General features: G+C 62.4%; 17 protein-coding genes and 1 CRISPR repeat array. Of the genes, 8 read left to right on the top strand and 9 right to left on the bottom strand.

All coding sequences use genetic code 11. The features are described 5' to 3' along the window. Nucleotides 1-5: 5 nt before the first annotated feature. Both DOM54_RS07875 and glnA read right to left on the bottom strand, forming a co-directional pair. Nucleotides 6-593, bottom strand: coding sequence for a DUF4124 domain-containing protein (locus DOM54_RS07875; protein WP_240613811.1), 588 nt, complete (start codon nucleotides 591-593; stop codon nucleotides 6-8). A 195-nt stretch (nucleotides 594-788) separates the two neighbouring features. Then, a complete protein-coding gene (gene glnA, locus DOM54_RS07870; RefSeq protein ID WP_110715786.1) occupies nucleotides 789-2195 on the bottom strand; it encodes a glutamate--ammonia ligase in 1407 nt (468 codons plus the stop codon). A gap of 425 nt (nucleotides 2196-2620) precedes the next feature. Between glnA and DOM54_RS07865 the strand changes: the two genes are divergently transcribed. Then, the gene (locus DOM54_RS07865) at nucleotides 2621-3610 is read left to right on the top strand and encodes a polysaccharide deacetylase family protein (protein WP_110715785.1); all 990 of its coding nucleotides are present in this window, start codon (nucleotides 2621-2623) and stop codon (nucleotides 3608-3610) included. 6 nt (nucleotides 3611-3616) lie between these two features. On the opposite strand, the gene DOM54_RS07860 is transcribed toward DOM54_RS07865, so the two are convergent. Beyond that, the gene (locus DOM54_RS07860; RefSeq protein WP_110715784.1) at nucleotides 3617-4186 is read right to left on the bottom strand and encodes a nucleotidyltransferase family protein; all 570 of its coding nucleotides are present in this window, start codon (nucleotides 4184-4186) and stop codon (nucleotides 3617-3619) included. 453 nt (nucleotides 4187-4639) lie between these two features. Between DOM54_RS07860 and typA the strand changes: the two genes are divergently transcribed. The 5 genes from typA to DOM54_RS07835 all read left to right on the top strand — a co-directional run bounded on the left by typA (nucleotide 4640) and on the right by DOM54_RS07835 (nucleotide 10683). After that, nucleotides 4640-6493: a translational GTPase TypA gene (typA, locus tag DOM54_RS07855; RefSeq protein ID WP_110715783.1), complete on the top strand. Its 1854-nt coding sequence runs from the start codon at nucleotides 4640-4642 to the stop codon at nucleotides 6491-6493. A 284-nt stretch (nucleotides 6494-6777) separates the two neighbouring features. After that, nucleotides 6778-7548 (top strand): ABC transporter ATP-binding protein, encoded by a 771-nt coding sequence (locus DOM54_RS07850; protein WP_110715782.1) that lies wholly within the window; start codon nucleotides 6778-6780, stop codon nucleotides 7546-7548. 55 nt (nucleotides 7549-7603) lie between these two features. Continuing rightward, entirely contained in the window at nucleotides 7604-8308 is a 705-nt protein-coding gene (locus DOM54_RS07845; protein ID WP_110715781.1) for an ABC transporter ATP-binding protein, read from the top strand. Between the two features lie 63 nt (nucleotides 8309-8371). Further along, on the top strand, nucleotides 8372-9370 hold the full coding sequence (locus DOM54_RS07840) for a branched-chain amino acid ABC transporter permease (RefSeq protein ID WP_110715780.1): 999 nt from the start codon (nucleotides 8372-8374) through the stop codon (nucleotides 9368-9370). Continuing rightward, a complete protein-coding gene (locus DOM54_RS07835; protein ID WP_110715779.1) occupies nucleotides 9370-10683 on the top strand; it encodes a branched-chain amino acid ABC transporter permease in 1314 nt (437 codons plus the stop codon). The genes DOM54_RS07840 and DOM54_RS07835 overlap by 1 nt, the downstream gene beginning before the upstream one ends. Before the next feature lie 125 nt (nucleotides 10684-10808). Here the strand turns inward: DOM54_RS07835 and DOM54_RS07830 are convergent, their stop codons facing one another. Then, nucleotides 10809-12011, bottom strand: coding sequence for an ABC transporter substrate-binding protein (locus DOM54_RS07830; RefSeq protein WP_110715778.1), 1203 nt, complete (start codon nucleotides 12009-12011; stop codon nucleotides 10809-10811). Between the two features lie 235 nt (nucleotides 12012-12246). On the opposite strand from DOM54_RS07830, the gene DOM54_RS07825 reads away from it, so the two are divergent. Beyond that, nucleotides 12247-12549 (top strand): hypothetical protein, encoded by a 303-nt coding sequence (locus tag DOM54_RS07825; protein ID WP_110715777.1) that lies wholly within the window; start codon nucleotides 12247-12249, stop codon nucleotides 12547-12549. Nucleotides 12550-12708: 159 nt separating this feature from the next. Here DOM54_RS07825 and DOM54_RS07820 read toward each other — a convergent pair whose 3' ends face one another. After that, nucleotides 12709-13083 (bottom strand): hypothetical protein, encoded by a 375-nt coding sequence (locus tag DOM54_RS07820; RefSeq protein WP_110709878.1) that lies wholly within the window; start codon nucleotides 13081-13083, stop codon nucleotides 12709-12711. 224 nt (nucleotides 13084-13307) lie between these two features. Here DOM54_RS07820 and DOM54_RS07815 point away from each other — a divergent pair, with 224 nt between their 5' ends. Then, a complete protein-coding gene (locus tag DOM54_RS07815; RefSeq protein ID WP_110715776.1) occupies nucleotides 13308-14015 on the top strand; it encodes an SIMPL domain-containing protein in 708 nt (235 codons plus the stop codon). 36 nt (nucleotides 14016-14051) lie between these two features. Beyond that, a CRISPR array of direct repeats spans nucleotides 14052-17801; the repeat unit is 28 nt; unit sequence TTTCTGAGCTGCCTGGGCGGCAGCGCAC. A 129-nt stretch (nucleotides 17802-17930) separates the two neighbouring features. Here the strand turns inward: DOM54_RS07815 and cas6f are convergent. Genes cas6f through csy1 form a run of 4 tightly spaced genes read right to left on the bottom strand, consistent with a single transcriptional unit; the run spans nucleotide 17931 to nucleotide 21935 of the window. Beyond that, on the bottom strand, nucleotides 17931-18500 hold the full coding sequence (gene cas6f / locus DOM54_RS07810) for a type I-F CRISPR-associated endoribonuclease Cas6/Csy4 (RefSeq protein WP_110715775.1): 570 nt from the start codon (nucleotides 18498-18500) through the stop codon (nucleotides 17931-17933). Between the two features lie 3 nt (nucleotides 18501-18503). Further along, the gene (gene csy3 / locus DOM54_RS07805) at nucleotides 18504-19541 is read right to left on the bottom strand and encodes a type I-F CRISPR-associated protein Csy3 (RefSeq protein WP_110715774.1); all 1038 of its coding nucleotides are present in this window, start codon (nucleotides 19539-19541) and stop codon (nucleotides 18504-18506) included. A 19-nt stretch (nucleotides 19542-19560) separates the two neighbouring features. After that, complete coding sequence (gene csy2 / locus DOM54_RS07800) at nucleotides 19561-20553, bottom strand: type I-F CRISPR-associated protein Csy2 (protein WP_110715773.1); 993 nt, start codon at nucleotides 20551-20553, stop codon at nucleotides 19561-19563. Then, entirely contained in the window at nucleotides 20550-21935 is a 1386-nt protein-coding gene (csy1, locus tag DOM54_RS07795) for a type I-F CRISPR-associated protein Csy1 (RefSeq protein ID WP_167406506.1), read from the bottom strand. Before csy1 ends, csy2 begins: the two co-directional genes overlap by 4 nt. Nucleotides 21936-22281: the final 346 nt, after the last annotated feature.

Raw genomic sequence — 22281 nt, 5'->3', positions numbered from 1 at the left:
CGACACTACTTTCCACGATTGGGACTGTTTCCACGATCGGGATTGTTGGGATTGGCCGGCAGGTTGATGCTGGCACGCTGTACGTAGAGCGTCACTGGTGGCGTCGAAAGCCTCACCTGCCCCTGGGCATCGACCAGATCGGCCTGAAGCTGATGCTCGCCTCGCGGCAACTGAGTCAGCACGAAGACGCTGGTGTGCATCGGCGACTGGCTCACCTTGCCGTCCACCCTCAGTTGGACACGGTCGCCCCGCTGCAACGCGGGCTCGATCGCCAACCTGACCTGGACGTCTCCCGCTTGTCCGGTCGGCAGCGTCTGTTGGTTCTGCGGACGGGTGATCACGAAGCGCTCGTACTCCACCGCCGGAGCCTCGGGCGTGACCGATTGGCGAGAGTCCGCACTTGGCTCGACCTCGGTGGGATCGACCACCGTGATCGGCTTGAGATCGACGCGCGTGCCCGCCCCCGGTTCGTCGCTGTAGACCACGTTACCCGCAGCGTCGACATGCCGGTAGACCGATGCCGCCATCGCGGACGAAGCGGCCCCGGCCACCAGGCAAATCGATATCACCGATACCAGCATCCTCGTGCGCATCAGTTGGCGCTCCCCTGTCGATCACCCTGTTATCGGCCGGCGGCTTCGATCCTTCACTTGTCCGGGATCTCCTGCCACGCGCCCCGCTTTACCCAGGCCTGCCATGGGCAGCATTCCGGAAGACGGCCCCACGAAAAAGCCCCACCGAAGTGGGGCTCTCTTTCTGCAAGGCACCGGGCCTGCTGGGCTCGAGCTTCAGACGCTGTAGTAGAGATCGAACTCGACCGGGTGCGTCGCCAGGCGCAGGCGCTCGACGTCTTCACCCTTCAGCTCGATGTAGGCATCGATCATCTCGTCGGTGAACACGCCACCTTCGGTCAGGAAGGCACGATCGGAATTCAGCGCTTCCAGTGCCTGATCGAGACTGGTCGCGACGGTCGGGATCTTCTTGCCCTCTTCCGGCGGCAGGTCGTACAAGTTCTTGTCCATGGCATCGCCAGGATGGATCTTGTTCTTGATGCCGTCGATACCGGCCATCAGCATGGCGGCGAAAGCGAGATACGGGTTGGCGGTCGGGTCGGGGAACCGGCACTCGACGCGCTTGCCTTTCGGGCTGGCAGTGTACGGAATCCGAATCGACGCGGAGCGGTTGCGCGCACTGTAGGCCAGCATGACCGGCGCTTCGAAGCCCGGCACCAGGCGCTTGTAGGAGTTGGTCGACGCGTTGGTGAAGGCGTTCAGGGCACGTGCGTGCTTGATGATGCCGCCAATGTAATACAGCGCCATTTCGGACAGGCCGGCGTATTCGTCACCCGCGAACTGGTTGGAGCCATCCTTCCAGAACGACTGGTGGACGTGCATGCCGGAACCGTTGTCGCCCACCAGCGGCTTGGGCATGAAAGTGGCCGTCTTGCCGTAGGCATGAGCCACGTTGTGCACCACATACTTGAGCTGCTGCACTTCGTCGGCTTTCTTCACCAGCGTGTTGAACTTGACCCCGATCTCGTTCTGACCGGCATTCGCCACTTCGTGGTGATGCACCTCGACTGCCTGGCCAACGGCCTGCAGCGTGTTACACATCGCGCTGCGGATGTCGTGGAAGCTGTCGACCGGCGGCACCGGGAAGTAGCCGCCCTTGACCCGCGGACGGTGCGCCAGGTTACCACCCTCGACCTGACGGTCGGTGGACCAGGCACCCTCTTCGGAGGAGATCTTGTACATGGAGCCTTCGATATCGGACTTCCAGTGCACCTCGTCGAAGATGAAGAATTCGGGCTCCGGGCCGAAGAAGGCGGTGTCGCCAAGGCCGGTGCTGGCCAGATAGGCCTCGGCACGCTTGGCGATGGAGCGCGGATCGCGCTCGTAGCCCTGCATCGTTGCCGGCTCGATGATGTCGCAGCGCAGGATCAGCGTGGAGTCTTCGGTGAACGGATCGAGGAAGGCGGTGCCATCTTCCGGGCGCAGAATCATGTCGGACTCATTGATGCCCTTCCAGCCTTCGATGGAAGAGCCGTCGAACATCTGACCGTCCTCGAAGAATTCCGCATCGACGGCGCTGGCAGGAATCGTGACGTGCTGCTCCTTGCCCTTGGTGTCGGTAAAGCGCAGATCCACCCACTTGACGTCGTGTTCTTCGATAAGGGCGAGGGTTTTCTCAGACATGTTGTCCTCCACTGTGAGCCATGGCTCGATTCGTTGGCGAATATCCAACACCGTTTTGTGGCGTGCGTGTTTTGTAGCACGAAGTCGGCGCTCTTGCCCACGCGCACACCGTTTTTACATAACTATGCAGAGAATGTGCCAAAATGAGGCAAGGGCCGGACGCTCAATAATAAGTAATTGATTAAAATTGCTTTATCGAAAATCTTCCCGATGCCCACGGGCGTCATCTCCGCCGGTTCCTTTCCAAGTGAGTGACTCAAACTCCTTAGAAGCACCAATTTGGAGCACAGCAACGCCTCGTTGCACCAAAAAAGAAAGCTCACGAATCCGCTTCGCAACCTTTGCCGAAAATCGATAGGCAACGGATACTGTAGAGAGAAGCCATCCGTTGATGGCGATCGACGACTCGAGTAATGGAATGGCCCATGTCTAGGCTGGATCGCACACAGGATGTGGTACAGCGTCTACGCGGTCACTGGCGTCTCAGCCTGAGTGAGCCGTTGTGGGGGCGGAGCGCCATTCTCGCGCTGAATCGCGTGCTGGACGATGAAGCCGAGGCACGCTTGCCTCACAGAGCCGACTGGTGCCTGGGGCCGGATAGCTTTCGTCATCTGCTGGAGAGCCTCAGCGAGAGTGCGCAGATCGTCAGCCTGGAGAGCGTGCTGCAGTTGCATCACGACCAGCTGCCGCGCATCGCCCTTACCTTCGACGGTGGCTGGCGCGATACGCTGAAACAGGTGTCGCCGACCCTGGAGCGCCTGACGTTGCCGGCCAATGTGTTTCTTCCCGGTCCGGTCACCAAAAGGGCCTGGAGCTCATGGCAAGAAGCCATCGGCGAAGCCCTCTGGGGCCAGGAAACGGCCGAAAACGCAAAGCGCCTGCTCGCCGAGGCAGGCCTGCCGGCGCCGCCCGCCGCCGGTACGCAGCGGGACGAGCGCTACAGCCAGGCGATCAGGAACTATGTCGCCGAGCTCGATCACTCCCAGGACGCCACCACCTTGCATGCCGTCGCCTCGGCGCTGGATAGCGATCCAGCGTTCGCCGACGAAACCCTGGACGCCTTCAGTATCCGCCGTCTGGAACAGGGCGGCCTGTTCCGCTTCGGCAGCCTGATCCCCGCTCACGCCACGACCCGAGACGCTGCCGCCCTCGTGCAGCTCCGCGAGAGCCAGCACCAGTTGGCGGTTCTGTGCCGCCATCCGCTTCGCATCGCCACCAGCACCTCGGCAGAGACAGGCGAGGGGCTGGCGCGGTTGGCGGCCAGCGCCGGCATCGAACGAGTGCTGACGCACCGCACGGGCTGGCTCGAGCCACCGATCGACACGGTGCTATTGCCGCGCTTCGTCATTACGCAGCCGGTCGCCAACAGCCAGGGGAGACTGTTCGACTGGCTGCTGGGCAATCTGCCCTCGTAGCACCTCTCACAACCCCTGAATATCGAGTCCCGGCCAGCGGCGCTGCCACCCCTTGGCAACGACACGGCGTCGAAACACTTCGCGATCGCCATGCCGCGGGTTGTGCGTCACCTGACCCGACAGCAGCGAGGCCGTGCCAAGGGGAGCCGCCAGGCGAATGCCGTCATCCTCATCGAGGGTCACCGCCACCGCCGTTTCACACTCGACCCACACGCTCAACGCTTCCTCTATAGAGGTGTAGGGGCGATGCCCATGGCGCTCGTGCATCCGCGCCTGGTTCTTGACCGACCAGGGTCGCGAGGCAACCCGCCGGAGTTCGGCCTCGAGGGCCCGGTCGACAGACGTGTCGACGTGGGCGGCATCGAAGTAGACGAGATCGATATCGTTCAGCGGCGTCGATGGCGAATAGCCATGCAGGCGATCCCAGACCAGGTTGCGCACGAAGCCGGCGGCCAGCCACCAGTCGGGGAGACGCAACGCGCGCGCCTGGCGCAGCACATCCAGGCGCCAGGCGTCGGCACGGACCCATCCGATGATTCGTGCCGCGCGCTCCCGCTCTCCTTCCTCCGACGACATGAAACCCTCGCTTTTCAATGGATTGGCACGCCGCTTTCGAAGTCGTCGAGGCGCACGGGCGGCGACGGGATCGTCGTCGAAAAAGCCCGCGAATGGCACCGATAGACTAAAGTAGCCAGTGTCGCGCGCTTGCCTGTACAATGCGCGCCCGACCCTCCTACTCAGTGCCCAGGGGACTCGTCGATCCAGCGCTAGAGCGCGGATCATCGACTTAGGGGCTGTCGGCGTTTCATGCACGGCCGCGCCGGAGCCAGTGATTGTGCGGGGCAAAGCGTAAAGAGCGTAGTTTGGTCATTCCAAATGAATGACGAATAACGCAGCACCACGCAAACACTGGCCCGGCCCTTCGGGTTACGCGGCAAATGGCGCCATGCGGCGCAGCACCGCGGTTCGCGCTGAAACGTCAACAGCCCCTAGACATGGGCGCACACATTTTACGATGGAAACCGCCCCATGAGTGACAACGCCTCTAACGCTCGTATCGAGAGCATTAGGAACATTGCCATTATCGCCCACGTCGACCATGGCAAGACGACACTGGTCGACAAGCTCCTGAGCCAATCCGGCACCCTGGACCGCAAGGCCGAAGGCCAGGAGCGGATCATGGACTCCAACGACCAGGAGAAGGAACGCGGCATCACCATCTTGGCCAAGAACACCGCGATCCGCTGGAACGACGGCAACGGCCGCGACTACCACATCAATATCGTCGACACCCCGGGACACGCCGACTTCGGTGGTGAAGTCGAACGCGTCATGTCCATGGTCGACTCCGTACTGCTGCTGGTCGACGCCGTCGACGGCCCGATGCCGCAGACCCGCTTCGTGACCCAGAAGGCATTCGCCCAGGGTCTCAAGCCGATCGTCGTGGTCAACAAGATCGACCGCCCCGGCGCGCGCCCGGACTGGGTCATCGACCAGATCTTCGATCTGTTCGACAACCTCGGCGCCACCGACGAGCAGCTCGACTTCCCGATCATCTACTGCTCCGCGCTCAACGGCATCGCCGGCATGGAGCCGGACGCCATGGCCGAAGACATGACGCCGATGTTCAAGAGCATCGTCGACATCGTCGAGCCGCCCAAGGTCGAGCTCGACGGCCCGTTCCAGATGCAGATTTCGGCGCTGGACTACAACAGCTACGTCGGCGTCATCGGCCTGGGCCGCATCAAGCGCGGCAGCGTCAAGCCGAGCCAGCAGATCAGCGTCATCACCAAGGAAGGCGCCGTTCGCAAGGGCAAGATCGGCCAGGTCATGACCCACATGGGCCTGGAGCGCGTCCAGACCAACGAAGCCACCGCCGGCGACATCGTCTGCATCACCGGTATCGACAACCTGGCGATCTCCGACACGCTGTGCGACGTCAACAATGTCGAAGCGCTGCCGCCGCTCTCCGTCGACGAGCCGACCGTCTCGATGACCTTCCAGGTCAACGATTCGCCGTTCGCCGGCAAGGATGGCAAGTACGTCACCAGCCGCAACATCAAGGATCGCCTCGAGCAGGAACTGATCCACAACGTCGCGCTGCGCGTCGAGCAGGGCGAGTCCTCCGAGAAGTTCAAGGTCTCCGGACGTGGCGAACTGCACCTGTCGGTGCTGATCGAGACCATGCGTCGCGAAGGCTTCGAACTGGCCGTCGGCCGCCCCGAGGTCATCATCCGCGAGATCGACGGCGTCAAGCAGGAGCCCTACGAAGAAGTCATCATCGACTGCGAAGAGCAGCACCAGGGCGCGGTGATGGAAGAGCTCGGCTACCGCAAGGGCGAGCTCTCCAACATGAACCCGGACGGCAAGGGCCGGGTGCGCCTGGACTTCATCATCCCGGCACGTGGCCTGATCGGCTTCCGTGGCCAGTTCCTGACGCTGACTTCCGGTACCGGCATCCTGACCAGCCGCTTCGATCACTACGGCCCGCTCAAGCCGGACGCCGCGATCGAACGTCGTAACGGCGTGCTAGTGTCGATGGTGCCGGGCAAGGCGCTGGCCTATGCGCTCTACACCCTGCAGGAGCGCGGCAAGCTGATCGTCGACCACGGCACCGAGGTCTACGAAGGCATGCTGATCGGCATCAACAACCGCGCCAACGACATGGTGGTCAACCCGACCAAGGGCAAGAAGCTCGACAACATGCGCGCCTCCGGCAACGACGAGAACATCGTGCTGACGCCGCCGATTCGCTTCACCCTGGAGCAGGCGATCGAGTTCCTCGACGACGACGAACTGGTCGAGATCACCCCGAGCTTCATTCGTCTGCGCAAGAAGCACCTGACCGAAAACGAGCGCAAGCGGGCCGGCAAGAAAGGCTGATCGCCCCGCGAGCCTCCACTGCCGTCAGATCGCAGTGGCAATAACGACGACACCCGCCCTTCGGCGGGTGTCGTCGTTTGGCCAGCGTAGCGTTGATTAAGAAAGACTACTCATGGCGACCGACGGCTGTACAATCGGCAACATCAAGGCTACAAGACACCGGCATTCCGCCTCTTCACGCACGCCGCGAGCGGGCGCAACGAGGTCGAGATCGCGGTAGACAGAGACAGGCGCCCCCCAACGGCGCGCCAGGACAATATCAATAAATGCTCGGGGGAGACGCGATGACGCCGATCATCGATGTCCGCAACATCCGCAAGTCGTTCGGCGGCCTCACGGTCATCGACGGCTGCTCCATCCAGGTCGCCAAGGGCTCCATCACCGGCATGATCGGTCCCAACGGCGCCGGTAAATCGACGCTGTTCAACATCATCGCCGGCAGCCTCGCGCCCGACAGCGGCGAGGTCCTGCTCAACGGCCAGGCGATCACCCACCTCTCCGCCAACCAGCGCTTCCACCGCGGGCTGCTGCGCACCTTCCAGATCGCCCACGAGTTCAGCCACCTGACCTCGCTGGAGAACCTGATGATGGTTCCGCCTCGGCAGGAAGGCGAGAACCTGTTCAGCACCTGGCTGAAACCCGGGGAGGTTCGGCGTCAGGAGGCCGAGGTCCGCCGTCGCGCCCTCGAGGTGCTCGATTTCGTCGGCCTGTCGCATGTCCGCAACGAGCTGGCCGGCAACCTCTCCGGCGGCCAGAAGAAGCTGCTCGAACTCGGCCGGACCATGATGACCGACGCCGAGGTGGTACTGCTCGACGAGATCGCCGCCGGGGTCAATCGCACCCTGCTCGGTGACCTGATGGGCAATATCGAACGGCTCAATCGTGAGCTGGGTTATACCTTCCTGGTCATCGAACACGACATGGACATGATCGGCCGCCTGTGCGATCCAGTGATCGTGCTGGCCCAGGGCCAGGTGATGATGGAAGGCTCGATCGGCGAGATCCAGAACAACCCGGAAGTGATCGAAGCCTATTTTGGTTCCGAGACCGCCTAGGCCAGGATCGGGACACGACGGCAACCCATTGCCAAGCCATAACAAAGAGCACCCAATGCCACTACTCGAAGCAGTTGACGTTCATGGCGGCTACGGCGGCATGAACATTCTCAACGGGGTCAACATGACGATTGAGGCCGACGAAATCGGCGTCATCGTCGGCCCCAACGGCGCCGGCAAATCGACCATGCTCAAGGCGGTCTTCGGCCTGCTGACGATCACCCAGGGCGAGATCCGACTGCGCGGCAAGCCGATCACCAATCTTTCACCGCACAAACTGGTGGAGATGGGCATGGGATTCGTGCCGCAGGAGAAGAACATCTTCGCGACTCTCTCCGTCGAGGAGAACCTGGAAATGGGCGCGTTTCTCAAGCCCGCCACGGTCTCGCGGCTCAAGGCGCAGATCTACGAATTCTTCCCCCCGCTACGGGAGAAGCGTCGCCAGCCCGCCGGCGAACTCTCCGGCGGCCAGCGCCAGATGGTAGCCATGGGGCGGGCGCTGATGAACGAACCCAGCGTGCTGCTGCTCGACGAGCCCACCGCCGGGCTCTCGCCACGCTACATGAACGAGATATTCGACCGGGTGAAAACCATCAGTGCCGCCGGCGTCGGCGTGCTGATGGTGGAGCAGAACGCCAAGCAGGCGCTGCGCATCGCCCACAAGGGCTTCGTGCTCGCGGCCGGCCAGAACCGGTTCAGCGATACCGGCGAAGCGCTGCTCAACGATCCTCAAGTGGCCAAGAGCTTCCTCGGTGGTTGAGCGCCGTCGTCCCGCTGGCGAGCCAAGGCTTGCGAAAGCCCGTCTTCAACGAGAGATTTCGTCGTGAATGAGCTGATCTATTTCTTCAACTACGTGGTGGTGGCCGGCAGCGTCACCGGCTGCATCTACGCCATCGGCGCCGTCGGCGTGACGCTGATCTACAGCATCCTGCGCTTCGCCCACTTCGCCCATGCCGACATGATGACGCTCGGCACCCTCGCCGTGCTGCTGCTGACACTCGCGTTCCCCCACGCCGGTGCCCCCCTCGGGCTGCCCACCGCGATCGTCATGCTGCCGGTGGCGATGGCGTTCACCTCGCTGGTGGCCGTGGGCATCGATCGCGCCTTCTACCAGCCGCTGCGAAGCCATGGCGTCAAGCCGATCGTGATGGTGATCGCCTCGCTCGGCGTCACGCTGATGCTGCAGGGGCTGATCCGGCTGTTCGCCGGCACCGGCTCGCAGAACCTCTACGTCGATGCGCGCAAGGAGATCTTTCGTATCGACGTGCCAGGCGTGACCCGGCCGATCATCCTCACCGAGCCGCAGATCATCCTGTTCGTGATCACCATCGTCGCCGTGGTCGGGCTGCACCTGTTCCTGACCCGGGCCCGCCTGGGCAAGGCGATGCGGGCGATGTCGGACAACCCCGACCTGGCACGCGCCTCCGGCATCAATACCAAGCTGATCATTACCCTGACCTGGGTCATTGCCGGGTCGCTGGCCACCATCGCCGGCACGCTGCTGTCGCTGGATGTCGCCTTCAAGCCGGACCTCAGCTTCTTCCTGCTGCTGCCGATCTTCGCCGCCGCCATCGTCGGCGGCGTCGGCCATCCCTACGGCGCCATCGCCGGCGGCTTCCTGGTCGGCTTCGCCGAGACACTGGCGGTCTTCAACTGGTCGGTACTGCTCAGGCCGCTGCGGGACAGCCTGCCGACCTGGCTGGAACTGCCCAATAACCTGGCGCTGGTGGGCACCGAGTACAAGATCGTGGTGCCCTTCTTCATTCTGGTGGCGGTGCTGATCTGGCGCCCGACCGGCATCTTCAAAGGGAAGGTGATCTGATGACTGCCCCCTCATCGCAACGCCCTGCTTCTTCCGCGACCTCCGATCGTCGCACGCTGCCGATCCGCGAACTGGTGTTGTTCGGCGGCCTCGCCCTCGTGGTCCTCGCCGTCTTCGCGACCATGGGCCCGGCCTACTCCACCCGCATGCTGGTGGAAGCCTCCTGCTACGCGATCCTGGCTCTCGGCTTGACCATCCAGTGGGGCTACGCCGGTCAGTTCAACGCCGGCATCATGGGCTTCGTCGCCCTGGGCGGTTTCTCGGCGACGTTCTTCAGCATCCCGGTCAATCACGCGTTCTGGGCCAGCGACCTTCCCGGTCGGCTGGGCTGGGTGCTGCTGGCGATGGTCGTGGTCACCGCGATCGTGTTCGCCATCAGCCGGCTCGACCGCATCGGCGTGCCCAAGCTACTGCGTACGACCCTCGCGATTGTCGCCGGGCTCATCGGCTACCTGGTCGTGATCAGCTGGTTGCGCAGCGTCACCGGTGATATCGAATCCCAGGTGGAGTTCATCGGCGGGCTGGGGCTGCCGGTGTGGCTGGGCTGGATCGTCGGTGGCGCCCTGGCCGGCGGCGTCGGCTATTTCATCGGCCATATCTGCCTGGGCCTGCGCAGCGACTACCTGGTCATCGCGACACTGGGGATCGCCGAGATCATCAAGGCGTTCCTCAAGAATTCGGACTGGCTCACGCGCGGCACTGCAACCATCTCGCCCCTGCCCTGGCCGGTACCGGACCCCGGCCAGGTCGGCTTCCTGACCGCCCGTTCGCTCTACCTGTCGGTGACCGTGGTCATGATCGCGGTGATCTTCTTTCTGCTCCATCGCGCCTATCACGCCCCCTGGGGCCGCATGATCCGCGCCATCCGCGACAACGAGGTTTCCGCCGCGGCCATGGGCAAATCGATCAATCGTCGCCGTCAGGAGATCTTCGTCTTCGGCTGTATCCTGATGGGGATCGGTGGCGCGGTACTCACCAGCTTCAACGGCCTGTTCGATCCGCAGGGCTACCTGCCTCTCAACCACACCTTCCTGGTGCTGGTGATGGTGATCCTCGGCGGTCCGGGCAACAACCTGGGCACGCTGTTTGGCGCGGTGCTGGTCTACGTGATCTGGATCATGTCGGGGCCGATGGCGCTGGCCGTGATGCACGCCATCGTCGCACTGGGCGCGCACTGGTTCGACTGGCAACCGGGGAATCTCGACAGCCGCGCCCTGCAGGCGAGAGTGTTCGTGATCGGGCTGCTGATCCTGCTGGTGCTGCGCTTCGCCCCGCGCGGGCTGATCCCGGAGAAGGTCGCGCACCACGATTGAAGCCGACCGCACCGAGACCTGCCGATTCGGCAGGCCCGAACGCAAAATCCCGAGCCAAGGCTCGGGATTTTGCTGAGTGGACGCCGATAATGGTCAGTCGGCGATCAACCCTTGGGTCACACTAGTTATTCACCAATCGGACCCTTGGTCACGAACTTGCCATCCTCGACCGCCATTTCGACCACGATGCCCGGCACGTCGCCGTTGTCGTCGAACTCAGCGCTGCCGGAGGCGCCTTCGTAGTTGATCTCCTTGCCTTCATCGATCAGCTTCTTGGCCTTCTCCCACTCTCCCGGCAGGATCGTCTCGCCCGGCGCCGTGGCAACGTCACGCAGCGCCTCGGAAAGGCCCTCACGGTCGGCACTGCCGTTCTTCTCGATGGCAAGCGCCAGCAGGAATGCGGCATCGTAGGCCTGCGCCGCGAACACCGCGCTGGGGTCGATGCCGGCTTTCTCGGCCAGATCGTTGAAGACATCCGAGCCAGGCACGTCCGGCGAGCCCGGACGCGTCGCGATCATGCCCTCCAGCACGTCGGCGCCCACGGCATCGACCAGCGCGTTCCCGACCATGCCGTCGCCGCCGGCATATTGGGTGAAGGCGCCGCTCTCGTAGGCCTGGCGCAGGATCGTCTGACCGGACGTATCGGCGTAGGCCAGTACCACCAGCGTCTGCGAGCCGCCGGAGGAGAGCTTGCCGATCTCCGACCGATAGTCCGCCCGGTTGTCCTCATGGGCCAGGTTGGCGGAGATCGAGCCGCCTTCGGCCTCGAACGTCTTGGTGAACGCGTCGTCCAGGCCCTGGCCGTAGTCGTTGTTGACGTAGGTCACGGCGACGTCCTCGATCCCCTTGGAGAGCAGCAGCTTGGCCAACTGCTCGCCCTGGAAGGCGTCGGAGGGCACGGTGCGGAAGACCAGATCGTTGTCATCGAGATCCGTCACCGCCGGTGCCGTGGAAGCCGGCGACACCATCACCACGCCGCCGGGAATCGCGGCATTGTTGGCCGCGGCAATGGTGGCACCGGTGCACAGCGCGCCGACGATCGCGGTCACCTTTTCGCTGTTGACCAGCCGGTCGGCGGCGTTGGACGCGGCTGAGGCATCCGAACAGGTGGTATCACCCGAGGGCATGACCATCTTTTCACCATCCAGCAGGCCGCCCTGATCGTTGATCTCCTGCACCGCGAGTTTGGCGCCATCGAAGATCGGCGGCGTCAGGCTTTCGATACCGCCGGTGAAGCCCCCCAGAAATCCCACTTTGACATCCGCCTGCGCGACACCGGCACATGCCGTGGTTGCCGCAATGGCGAGTGCAAGTACTGTCTTCTTCATCGCTGTTGTCGCTCTTTGTTGGGTTGCGAAAGACCACGTTCACTCTGCTGGCAAGCCGTCCAAAAGACAAGCCTCCGTAACCGTTCGTGTCTTCACCTTTCGGCGTGCTCGAGCGGCCCGATCATGGCACCGTCGCGATCTCTCCGAGCGTGAAGCAACCTGCGATGCCGGCGGCAAATCAATCGATTAGCGGCTACGCTGAAACCGCGACAACTCTAACGGCAAGGAGAACGCCATGCACAAGCATATCGAGTGGGATGCGCCGGGCGGCGCCAGTGTCGACGCCCACTACGCCAAGGACGAACAGCATCGTGTCACCCCGCAACCGGGGATGATGCTGACCGCGCGCTACCACGGCGCGACGGTGCGCGTTCAGGTCGAGGCCTACAAGGATGGCGTCAGCATCGGCAAGGTCGCGGCACTGATCGGCGATGACGGTGAGCGTCACGACAGCCACGGGGACCTCGCCAAGGGCGACATGGTCCGCCTGCCCGACGACAAGCGCGCTTTCCAGGCATCCGAGGACGACGAGGACTGATCGCAGGGCAGTAGATACACAGGCATAAAAAGCCCCGGTCCAGGGGGTGGACCGGGGAAGTTGGAGGTACTGGAAGGTCGCAGGACCCGAAGCAGTGCCTACCGATTCGTTGCGCCCGTCAGCACGAGCGCAACGCAGGGATATCGTGTGTCGTCGGTGTCAATCGAGGCTGGCGAAGGACATTTCCACGCTGCCCCGCTCGCTGTTACCGCCCCCATTCACATTCTTCAGCGCCTGGGCAGCGGCCGTGCTCTGGCCTTGGCCTACCAGGCTATCGTTGCCGCCCGCGATGTCGGTTGCCCGCTGGGTCGTAGCAGCGACATAGGCCAGAGAGTTGTCGGCTGCGGTGCTGTGGCCACCGCTGACGGTGTTGATTCGATACTCGCTTGGCAGCAACTGGTACTGGGAGGTCGCCTGGGTATTGAGGGCTTCATGCTGTTGAGCGAAAGCGCGTTGTTCCATGACGCTATTGGCCTGAGCGGCAGCGGGAAGTGCGATAGCCAGAGCGACAGCGGCGAGAATGCGAGTTTTCATGGTAAACCTCCAATCATCTTCGTTTGCGTGGTCGGCCTCTTGGCCTGACCGTTGAAGAGATTATGGGGGTCAGTTTATTAGGTGGCTAATCAGTTGGTGTGAAGTCGTCTATCACCGAGATTGATAGAAAAATATCCGCATCCGCCACGCGCGGGCTGCCCTGTGGCACTCACAACCGGCTACGATAACGGTGCCAGCCGGCGTACGGAAAACAGGGGAAACCAATGGGACAGGCACGGAGCGCGATCATTCTGGGCGGATTGCTGGCCATCGGCATGATCTGGGGCGGAAGCTACATCGAGGACGCCGCCGAAACCTGGCGTGACGCCGGTCGCAGCGTCACGGTCAAGGGCCTTTCGGAGCGCGAGGTACCGGCGGACATGGCACTCTGGCCGCTGCACTACACCGTCACCGCCAACGAGCTGGAAACGCTGCAGCAGGAGTTGACGACACAGGAGAGCCGCATTCGCGAGTTTCTCACCCAACGAGGCTTCCAGACCGACAACATCACCGTGACCTCGCCCCAGGTGACCGACCGCTTCGCCAATCTCTACGGCGCCGACCGGCCCGACGAGCGCTACCAGGCCGAAGCCACGGTGCTGCTGCGCACGCCGGCGGTGGATAACGTCAAGAAAGCGATGCCCCAGACCGGAGAGCTGGTCCGCGCCGGAGTCGTGCTATCACCCAACTACGACTACCGCACCGAATTCCTGTTCACCGGCCTCAATGACATCAAGCCGGAGATGGTCGCCGAAGCCACCAAGGATGCACGCGGCGTCGCCCAGCAGTTCGCCAGAGACTCAGGCAGTCGCGTCGGCGAAATCCGCAGCGCCAACCAAGGCTACTTCTCGATCGAGGATGTCGACAGCTACACCCCCGACATCAAGCGGGTTAGGGTGGTGACAACGATCGATTACGCGCTGGAGGAGTGAGGTCTCGTCCAGCGGCTCCCTCCCTCGGTCGATATCATTATGGGCTGCCTGGGCGGGGGCGCACGAACTACTAGGGCTGCTTCACTCGGGCGACCTTTTCTGAGCTGCCTGGGCGGCAGCGCACGTGGTGGCGTCGGAACCATAGACGAAAGACTGTTTCTGAGCTGCCTGGGCGGCAGCGCACCGTGTCAGAAATCAAGGCTTCGTGGTGTTGATTTTCTGAGCTGCCTGGGCGGCAGCGCACCTGATCGAACGCCACAAGCGTGCATTCGTCAATTTCTGAGCTGCCTGGGCGGCAGCGCACATAAAATTTTTGATTCACAAGTTCGTTGTCATTTTCTGAGCTGCCTGGGCGGCAGCGCACTTCTCGTCATCAGGTAGCTGCCCAGCGCTGCTTTTCTGAGCTGCCTGGGCGGCAGCGCACGTCGAAGAAACCGCCGACCAGGCGCTCGCATTTTTCTGAGCTGCCTGGGCGGCAGCGCACGGTGTTCTGGTTGTCTATCACGATGCCGATTTTTTCTGAGCTGCCTGGGCGGCAGCGCACTTGAGCCAGTCGGCGCTGATCTTGCGGCCGTCTTTCTGAGCTGCCTGGGCGGCAGCGCACGCTGAGGTCAGCTCTCGCAGCCTTGGGGATATTTTCTGAGCTGCCTGGGCGGCAGCGCACATGTATGATGTTTCTCTTGATCTTGGTGATATTTTCTGAGCTGCCTGGGCGGCAGCGCACAGTCATCGTTATTTACCCGTCTCTTTGGCGATTTTCTGAGCTGCCTGGGCGGCAGCGCACCGTGCCGGGTACTGTCTCGCGCTGCGTAGGGCTTTCTGAGCTGCCTGGGCGGCAGCGCACGCCATCGTGGATCGCTACATGGCCATCCCCTCTTTCTGAGCTGCCTGGGCGGCAGCGCACCCGAGGCTATTACCAAATCAACACCCGCACCTTTTCTGAGCTGCCTGGGCGGCAGCGCACCTGTAATTACCCGGTTCAGGGGCAATCTGGTATTTCTGAGCTGCCTGGGCGGCAGCGCACACCGTTCCAAGGTGTCTCATGTACAGCAGATATTTCTGAGCTGCCTGGGCGGCAGCGCACCTCGGCTGGCGCCCGGTGATCGCGATGTCGTTTTTCTGAGCTGCCTGGGCGGCAGCGCACGGGCTGACCGGGGGCACCTTGCGGGCCTTGGTTTTCTGAGCTGCCTGGGCGGCAGCGCACTATGGATTGGGTGCAGGGCGAGAATGATCGAGTTTCTGAGCTGCCTGGGCGGCAGCGCACTGAATCGTTGTTCGCTGGTCTGTCCCAATGATTTTCTGAGCTGCCTGGGCGGCAGCGCACGGCAAATGACGGACGAGAGCGACGGATACTGATTTCTGAGCTGCCTGGGCGGCAGCGCACCCGCGCCAGTATTGGCCGGCGTAGGTCTCGGTTTTCTGAGCTGCCTGGGCGGCAGCGCACATTGGCCGCTCATGTCCAGAGCAGCAGGGCAGTTTCTGAGCTGCCTGGGCGGCAGCGCACCCGGGAAAGGTTTGGCGACGATCATCGCCAATTTTCTGAGCTGCCTGGGCGGCAGCGCACTACGCCGAACTTGGCACGGAACAGCTCGAACATTTCTGAGCTGCCTGGGCGGCAGCGCACAATGGTGAATGCAGCGATCGCCGCAGCACCGATTTCTGAGCTGCCTGGGCGGCAGCGCACGTAATGCGTCCAGTTGCTGATCTGGTCGAGAATTTCTGAGCTGCCTGGGCGGCAGCGCACATCGCTCCACTCGAGCGCGATGTACTCGCTGGTTTCTGAGCTGCCTGGGCGGCAGCGCACGTGTTCTCTTCCGAGCGCTTGCCCTTGGCGGTTTTCTGAGCTGCCTGGGCGGCAGCGCACATCCGGGAGCTAGCAGAAGACGTTTTGATGAGTTTCTGAGCTGCCTGGGCGGCAGCGCACCTCCTGTTTGGTATCGTGCTGCATGACGTAGCTTTCTGAGCTGCCTGGGCGGCAGCGCACCCGAAGGGCGTAAGGTTTACACTAACATTCGTTTTCTGAGCTGCCTGGGCGGCAGCGCACCATGGCCATCAACAGCGCCTTTGGGCGCATGGTTTCTGAGCTGCCTGGGCGGCAGCGCACGCCAGGACGTCGCTTGAGTTCCACTCCTTGTCTTTCTGAGCTGCCTGGGCGGCAGCGCACGAGCCCGCCTTGCTGGCGATGGGCTTTCTTTCTTTCTGAGCTGCCTGGGCGGCAGCGCACCAGTAGCGATCGGCGTAGATGTGGTCGATGAGTTTCTGAGCTGCCTGGGCGGCAGCGCACGTCTCGTCCTTGCACCACGCGGACCTCATTACTTTCTGAGCTGCCTGGGCGGCAGCGCACGATTGCGCCCTGTTCGTCCGAATACGCCCAGATTTCTGAGCTGCCTGGGCGGCAGCGCACCTTCCAGTGGCAGGAAGCTGACTCGACAGACTTTTCTGAGCTGCCTGGGCGGCAGCGCACAAGCCGACCGCCTTCCGAGGATCAGGGCGATTTTTCTGAGCTGCCTGGGCGGCAGCGCACCTTGAAGCGCTCAGCCCAGCCAGGCTCTGTTCGTTTCTGAGCTGCCTGGGCGGCAGCGCACGCCGGCGTCGCGCAGGTCCGATTTCTTCAGCATTTCTGAGCTGCCTGGGCGGCAGCGCACGATATCCGTGGCTGATGCTGATGGTTCGTTCTTTTCTGAGCTGCCTGGGCGGCAGCGCACCTTGGTCTCTGAGTGTTTTCTGGCAATCCGATTTTCTGAGCTGCCTGGGCGGCAGCGCACTCGATAGTTCGCGGCGTCCATCCGGTCAGTTCTTTCTGAGCTGCCTGGGCGGCAGCGCACACTCAGAGTGGCGCGCGTTCTCGCCGCGCTCTTTTCTGAGCTGCCTGGGCGGCAGCGCACTGCTCGGCCAGTTCGTCGAGCGCCTGGAACAGTTTCTGAGCTGCCTGGGCGGCAGCGCACGTTGGGCTGCAGCGCAAAGCCGCCGCCCTGACTTTCTGAGCTGCCTGGGCGGCAGCGCACAGCATGTGGCCACACGACTTTGCCGTGTGGGCTTTCTGAGCTGCCTGGGCGGCAGCGCACGATGGGGTGAATGCGCTAGCGCGCTGCATGGCTTTCTGAGCTGCCTGGGCGGCAGCGCACCGATTCCAGCTGTTGTCGATGGTTCTCATTCCTTTCTGAGCTGCCTGGGCGGCAGCGCACGTTATCCGGCGCAACGGCGGTAGCCGTTCATCTTTCTGAGCTGCCTGGGCGGCAGCGCACTCAGGCAGGTTTGCGGTATCCGTTGGCGTGTATTTCTGAGCTGCCTGGGCGGCAGCGCACGCCTTTAGCGGCTTGCCGTCACGCTTGCCGACTTTCTGAGCTGCCTGGGCGGCAGCGCACGCCGTCGCTGACCATGAAGAGGCATTTTTCGGCTTTCTGAGCTGCCTGGGCGGCAGCGCACGCAGTACACGCACAGCCATCCGGCAGCAAGGCTTTCTGAGCTGCCTGGGCGGCAGCGCACTCCGGCCGCGCTGTCTTCGGTGTAGGCGGGCATTTCTGAGCTGCCTGGGCGGCAGCGCACACCACTGGTGGTCTTGCGAGTGCGGTGGTCGATTTCTGAGCTGCCTGGGCGGCAGCGCACACTTTCACGCCCGCGTAGTCGATGAGCTTGAATTTCTGAGCTGCCTGGGCGGCAGCGCACCATCGCCTCAACCGCCACTTCCTCGGCGGTGCTTTCTGAGCTGCCTGGGCGGCAGCGCACAGCCGTAGCCGGGCGTGTTCTGCTGTGGTCATTTTCTGAGCTGCCTGGGCGGCAGCGCACTAGAGCTTTTCCAAGCTAATACCCTGATTGTTAAAGAGCAATAGCCATAAAGTGCGACGCCTCCCTTTTTGCGGATGCGCCGCTAACCCCTTGTTTTTCCGAGTGCCATAAAAGCGCGCGAAAAAAGGGTCAGAACCAGGGGATAGTTGCCCCCTGGCTCAGGCCGTATTGATTGAAGGAGCCATCAGCCGGTGTCGGCTGCGGTTCGCCGTGCTCGATGAACAGGGCGAAGCGTTGCTGACTGGACCGGCTGTTGAGTGAAACGAAAGGCAGGGTAATGCGTGGTTCGCTGCTGCTTGCGAACCTCGCTCGCGCCTCTTCGAGGTCGATAGCGTGACGCCGTGCGTAGCGCTTCACCTGGCTGTCGTTGCCGGTCTTGAACTGCCGGCGCCTGACCACGCGATGCAGGACTCCGTCGGGTACTGGCAGAATGTCGCCGGTCTCGACGAGTTCGCGCATGCCATTGAGCCAGGGTTGCACCATGAGTTGCGTCAGGCTCTGGTGTTTTCCGTGCAGGCGTAGTCGGTCACCCGGCGTGCGTGCTCGCACGCCGGTCTTGTGATCCGGAAAGCTCACGCCGATGTCGTTCGCGTCCTGGTCGAACAGCGCACGATGCAGCCGGCCATAGAGCGCGCCCATCAGCATGGATGGCGGAAAATCCGGGTCGGGACGCAGGCGAAGGTCGATGTAGTGGTCCATGGTTCACCCCGCGTCGCCGAAGACACCACCACGGATCAGGGTCGCCATCACGAAGTGCTGCTGCTCGGTTGCCGGCGCCTGGTCCTTGAGCAGCCAGTTGTCGAGCAGGTTGTAGAAGTCCACTTTCTGCTTCGGTTGGCGGTAGGCCGTTCCCTGGGTGGTCACCGAGCCGTAGGGCTCGACGGCGATCGGCCCCAGATCGCTGCCGTCCGCCGGCGCCGGGTACCAGGTGTCGATGGTACGCAGGGCGTTGCCGATCTTCTGCGAGTGAATGGCGGCGCTCTTGTCGTCGCCGATGCTGTAGAGCGTCTTGCTCTTGTCGCCGCGGGCGCGGTCGAGGATCAACTCCTGCGACGGGAAGACTTCCTGGCCGGCGCCGATGCGCGCAAAAGCGACCACATCCAGCAGCAGGTATTGCTCGCCGGCCAGTGCCTTGGCGATCACTTCGCCCAGCGTGCGAGTCTGCTCGTCGCCAGTAAAGTCACGGGTCGAGCGCTCCAGGGCATCGCCGAAGGTCCACGCTTGTTCGGTCGCCCCGGCCCGGGTCTGGCGCACCGTCACTTCGAGCGCTTCTGCCTTGAGACGGTTGCGCCACAGGAAGCGCCCATTGGCGAGGTTGCAGGCGTAGCGATGGGCCAGTTCCTTAAAGCCGTGCTCGCTGGCGTAGCTCTCGACCGCCTGCTTTAGCTTGGCTTGATAGTCGGCACTGTTGCAGGCCGAGGGAGTACCGGCGCCGGCCAGCACGCGCAGCGTGAAGTGTACCGCCAGGGTGTCGGCATCGTGGGGCAGCGCGGCGACGTCTACGGTCTGAAGATTGGGATTTTCGATGGCGGCATCGAGTTTGGCCGGGTCCTGATCCTTGGTCTTCAGGCGGTTGGAAATGGTGCCGCGCACGGACTTTTCCGTGACCGGGATGTGGGGCCAGGCGGTGAATTGGTCGCGCTTATCCCAGTTGCCGGCGCTGAACAGCGCATCGGAGGGGTCGAGCTTGCGCTCGAAGGCGAGGACGGAAGCGGTTTTCAGAGCGTCGTTCTTGGCCATGATGGATTCTCCTTGATGATCAGTCTGCGTTGGAATGGGTCAGGCTGTAGTCGTTGGTGAGGCGGTAAACACCACGTTCGAGATCGTTGTCGACGAACCACAACAGCGCGTCCGGGGTGCGCAGTCGATGCGGGCTGACCCACTCGCCGATCGAATAAAGGCTCTCGACGAATTGGAACGGCACCCGCGAATCACGCGCATTGGCGACCTCGCCGGGATCGAATAGCTCGGAAATCGCGCCATAGCCGACCGGGATGGGCACCAGCCAGCCAGGGTAGGGGCGGCGAATCTCCCACTTCGCCACTTCCTTGGTCTGGCCATCCTTATCTTGATGCGTCTCGATTCGGCACTCGTGGTTGAGCCGGCAGAGATCGAGCCAGGCGTCCAGGGCGGTCGCGTTGTCGTCTTCGGCCTCGAGTGTTTTCGTGTGCTCGGTCAGATAGTCATCTCGCAGCACCAACGCAAAGCCAGGCAGCAGACGTCGCTTGAGGCGTCGCCACTGTTTGCTGCGTTCCTCTTCGTTGTCATCGAAGGTGATCAGCTCGGGGCGCTGCCGCCTTGACTCGTTCAGAGACGGCATGACGCTGCCACCGGCGATTCGCATGCTCTGCACCTGATCGAACAGTTGGCGAGCAATGGCCCGACGGCGCTCGGCATTGCTCAGATCGTCGCCATCGGACTCGATGCCGATCAGCAGGGTCACGTCCAGATGCGCGCGTCCTTCCTCGACGATGGCTGCCGTGGCGCCGGACTTGTCCACGGGATTGCGCGTGAGGTGAAACGCCCGGGTAAATCCGCCCTCGGTGACCTGCGGCTCGATGTGATGACACACCACGCCGACACCGTCGAAGACAATCTGGATATCGTCGGGCAGACTGCGCTCCAGTGCCTGAACAGCGCCCATGAAGGCGCTCATGGCAGGGAAGCCCCAGGTCATCGAACTGGAAATGGCGTTGGCGTTCTGGATGCGTAGATGGGGTAGAACCAGGAGATGTGAGATGGAATCGATCATGTCAGGTCTCCTGCGTCTTCCTCGTCGTCATGCAGCGCATCTTGCAGGTCGTCGAGCTGGCGGCGGAGGCTTTCCATTACGACCTCAACCTGCTTGGCCCAGAAGTCATGTTCCGGATCGCCAAGGCCTGTCGTCACTCGACGATCGATAGCGTGGCGTAGCCATCTGGCAAAACGCAGAGCTACCTCTTCATGCCATTGCGACTGTCGGCAGTTGCTATCGAAATCGACGTCTTGTGCTGCCCGGCCCGGATCCAGCCAGTATTGTTCTGCTAAAACCAGACGGCATTCAGCATCTGTCGACCAGCCTGCCGGTAAGCGATGTAGCTCGAAGGTGAATAGCAAGAGTTCGTCGGTTAGCGATGCAACAAGATCTTTATGGTAGTTTCGATCCTGTACCGCTTTTCGCAGTCTTTTACCTTCTTTCTGTCGTTTTTCATCCTCCTTGGAGTTCTGTCTCATCCAGCTCACAAGGTCATTGACCACCTGCCTCACTGGTGCCCGCCTTCCGAAACGGGGAAAAACCGACTCAGTGCGTAGAGGGGGCGTGACCTCACGTGACTGCCATTGGGGTGGTAACGAGGCGAGCAGATAGTTCTGCCCGCCACGCTCGCTATTGAGCTGAGAGATGTTCTGGGGCTTGGTGCCCCCGAGCTTTTGAACCGAGAGGTTCAGATAGTCGGCATAGCCACCCTGAAAAACGGCATCTTCGCGTCGTGCCTTGCGGCCCGCCTTGGCGTGGTCCCCGAAACGTGCCTCGCTCAGCCGTGCATGAACCGGATGGGTGAGCGCTGTCGCATAGAGAGGTGCCAACAAGCGATAGTCTTCGTCACTGGCAGGGTTATCGCCCACCAGCCAATAGATCTGCTTGCCACGCGCATGAGAGCTTGGCGTGCCTTTTGGCTCGACGATATCCGCGAAGGCACGCACCCAGCTTTCTGCTTCCACTCGGTCTTGGCTCAAAGCCTCGATCAGCGCTTCGTCGCCATCGAGCGCTCGTTCCAGCAGCGAGCGTTCTTCCCATGTCAGCTTGAGGAACTTGTAGACATCCAGTGCGGCTGCGTTACCTACGACATCGCCTTCGAAGTCAGCCGGCAGGCAGTGGCTCCCCACCAGTTCTCGGCGCTTTAGCTGACCGGGTTCTACGTAGAGATTGGTGCCTTTGGCGTCGGGATGGATCGCCTTGAGCGAGTGGGTGACGACCTGAAGCTGACTGACGCGACGTGCAGCATCGGCAAGCCAGGTCTGCGGATCGAACTGCTGCTGCAGTTTGAGATAAACGGGGTCGTCCGGCGCGAGCTTTTCCGTCTTGGTCAGAAAACGATCAAGAATGAATTGCTCAATCAGCGCGCGAATGGACGTCGGTGATGGAAATTCCGACATGGACTAGTTGCCATTGGTTGGGAGGTTTGTGGAGGCATGGCATAATGAGCCCCGAAGCATTGCTGCCTCGGGGCGTGGTTTGGATAGGCAAAGCCTATCTGAAGGGTATTATCTTGCGGTGGTGGCCAGCCACGTTGCGCATCCTCCTGCTCACGCCTACCCAGTGAGCTTGGGTGAGGGCTCTCAACCTCAGCGTTGCTTCCATGTCCACGTGGGCAGGACCAGTGCCCACGTGGACAAACTACCGCTCCACCCTAAAAAAAGAAACCACTACAGCCCAAACAATAAGTGGTTCGGAGATTCATGGATTCGGATGGCTCCGATTATATACAATGCTGCTCCTGCC

The sequence above is a fragment of the Salinicola acroporae genome (assembly GCF_003206615.1).
Classification (GTDB): Bacteria; Pseudomonadota; Gammaproteobacteria; order Pseudomonadales; family Halomonadaceae; genus Salinicola; species Salinicola acroporae.
The sequence above is the reverse complement of the archived record's forward strand: the minus strand, read 5'-3'. Positions and strand labels throughout refer to the sequence as shown.

What these genes read in the sequence shown, in the direction of transcription:
- cas6f (WP_110715775.1), bottom strand. Translation starts at nt 18,500, where the DNA reads ATGGACCACTACATCGACCTTCGCCTGCGTCCCGACCCGGATTTTCCG.
- DOM54_RS07860 (WP_110715784.1), bottom strand. Translation starts at nt 4,186, where the DNA reads ATGTCGTCGGAGGAAGGAGAGCGGGAGCGCGCGGCACGAATCATCGGA.
- DOM54_RS07820 (WP_110709878.1), bottom strand. Translation starts at nt 13,083, where the DNA reads ATGAAAACTCGCATTCTCGCCGCTGTCGCTCTGGCTATCGCACTTCCC.
- DOM54_RS07875 (WP_240613811.1), bottom strand. Translation starts at nt 593, where the DNA reads ATGCGCACGAGGATGCTGGTATCGGTGATATCGATTTGCCTGGTGGCC.
- glnA (WP_110715786.1), bottom strand. Translation starts at nt 2,195, where the DNA reads ATGTCTGAGAAAACCCTCGCCCTTATCGAAGAACACGACGTCAAGTGG.
- csy3 (WP_110715774.1), bottom strand. Translation starts at nt 19,541, where the DNA reads ATGGCCAAGAACGACGCTCTGAAAACCGCTTCCGTCCTCGCCTTCGAG.
- DOM54_RS07825 (WP_110715777.1), top strand. Translation starts at nt 12,247, where the DNA reads ATGCACAAGCATATCGAGTGGGATGCGCCGGGCGGCGCCAGTGTCGAC.
- DOM54_RS07835 (WP_110715779.1), top strand. Translation starts at nt 9,370, where the DNA reads ATGACTGCCCCCTCATCGCAACGCCCTGCTTCTTCCGCGACCTCCGAT.
- DOM54_RS07815 (WP_110715776.1), top strand. Translation starts at nt 13,308, where the DNA reads ATGGGACAGGCACGGAGCGCGATCATTCTGGGCGGATTGCTGGCCATC.
- DOM54_RS07865 (WP_110715785.1), top strand. Translation starts at nt 2,621, where the DNA reads ATGTCTAGGCTGGATCGCACACAGGATGTGGTACAGCGTCTACGCGGT.
- csy1 (WP_167406506.1), bottom strand. Translation starts at nt 21,935, where the DNA reads ATGTCGGAATTTCCATCACCGACGTCCATTCGCGCGCTGATTGAGCAA.
- DOM54_RS07830 (WP_110715778.1), bottom strand. Translation starts at nt 12,011, where the DNA reads ATGAAGAAGACAGTACTTGCACTCGCCATTGCGGCAACCACGGCATGT.
- typA (WP_110715783.1), top strand. Translation starts at nt 4,640, where the DNA reads ATGAGTGACAACGCCTCTAACGCTCGTATCGAGAGCATTAGGAACATT.
- DOM54_RS07845 (WP_110715781.1), top strand. Translation starts at nt 7,604, where the DNA reads ATGCCACTACTCGAAGCAGTTGACGTTCATGGCGGCTACGGCGGCATG.
- DOM54_RS07850 (WP_110715782.1), top strand. Translation starts at nt 6,778, where the DNA reads ATGACGCCGATCATCGATGTCCGCAACATCCGCAAGTCGTTCGGCGGC.
- csy2 (WP_110715773.1), bottom strand. Translation starts at nt 20,553, where the DNA reads ATGATCGATTCCATCTCACATCTCCTGGTTCTACCCCATCTACGCATC.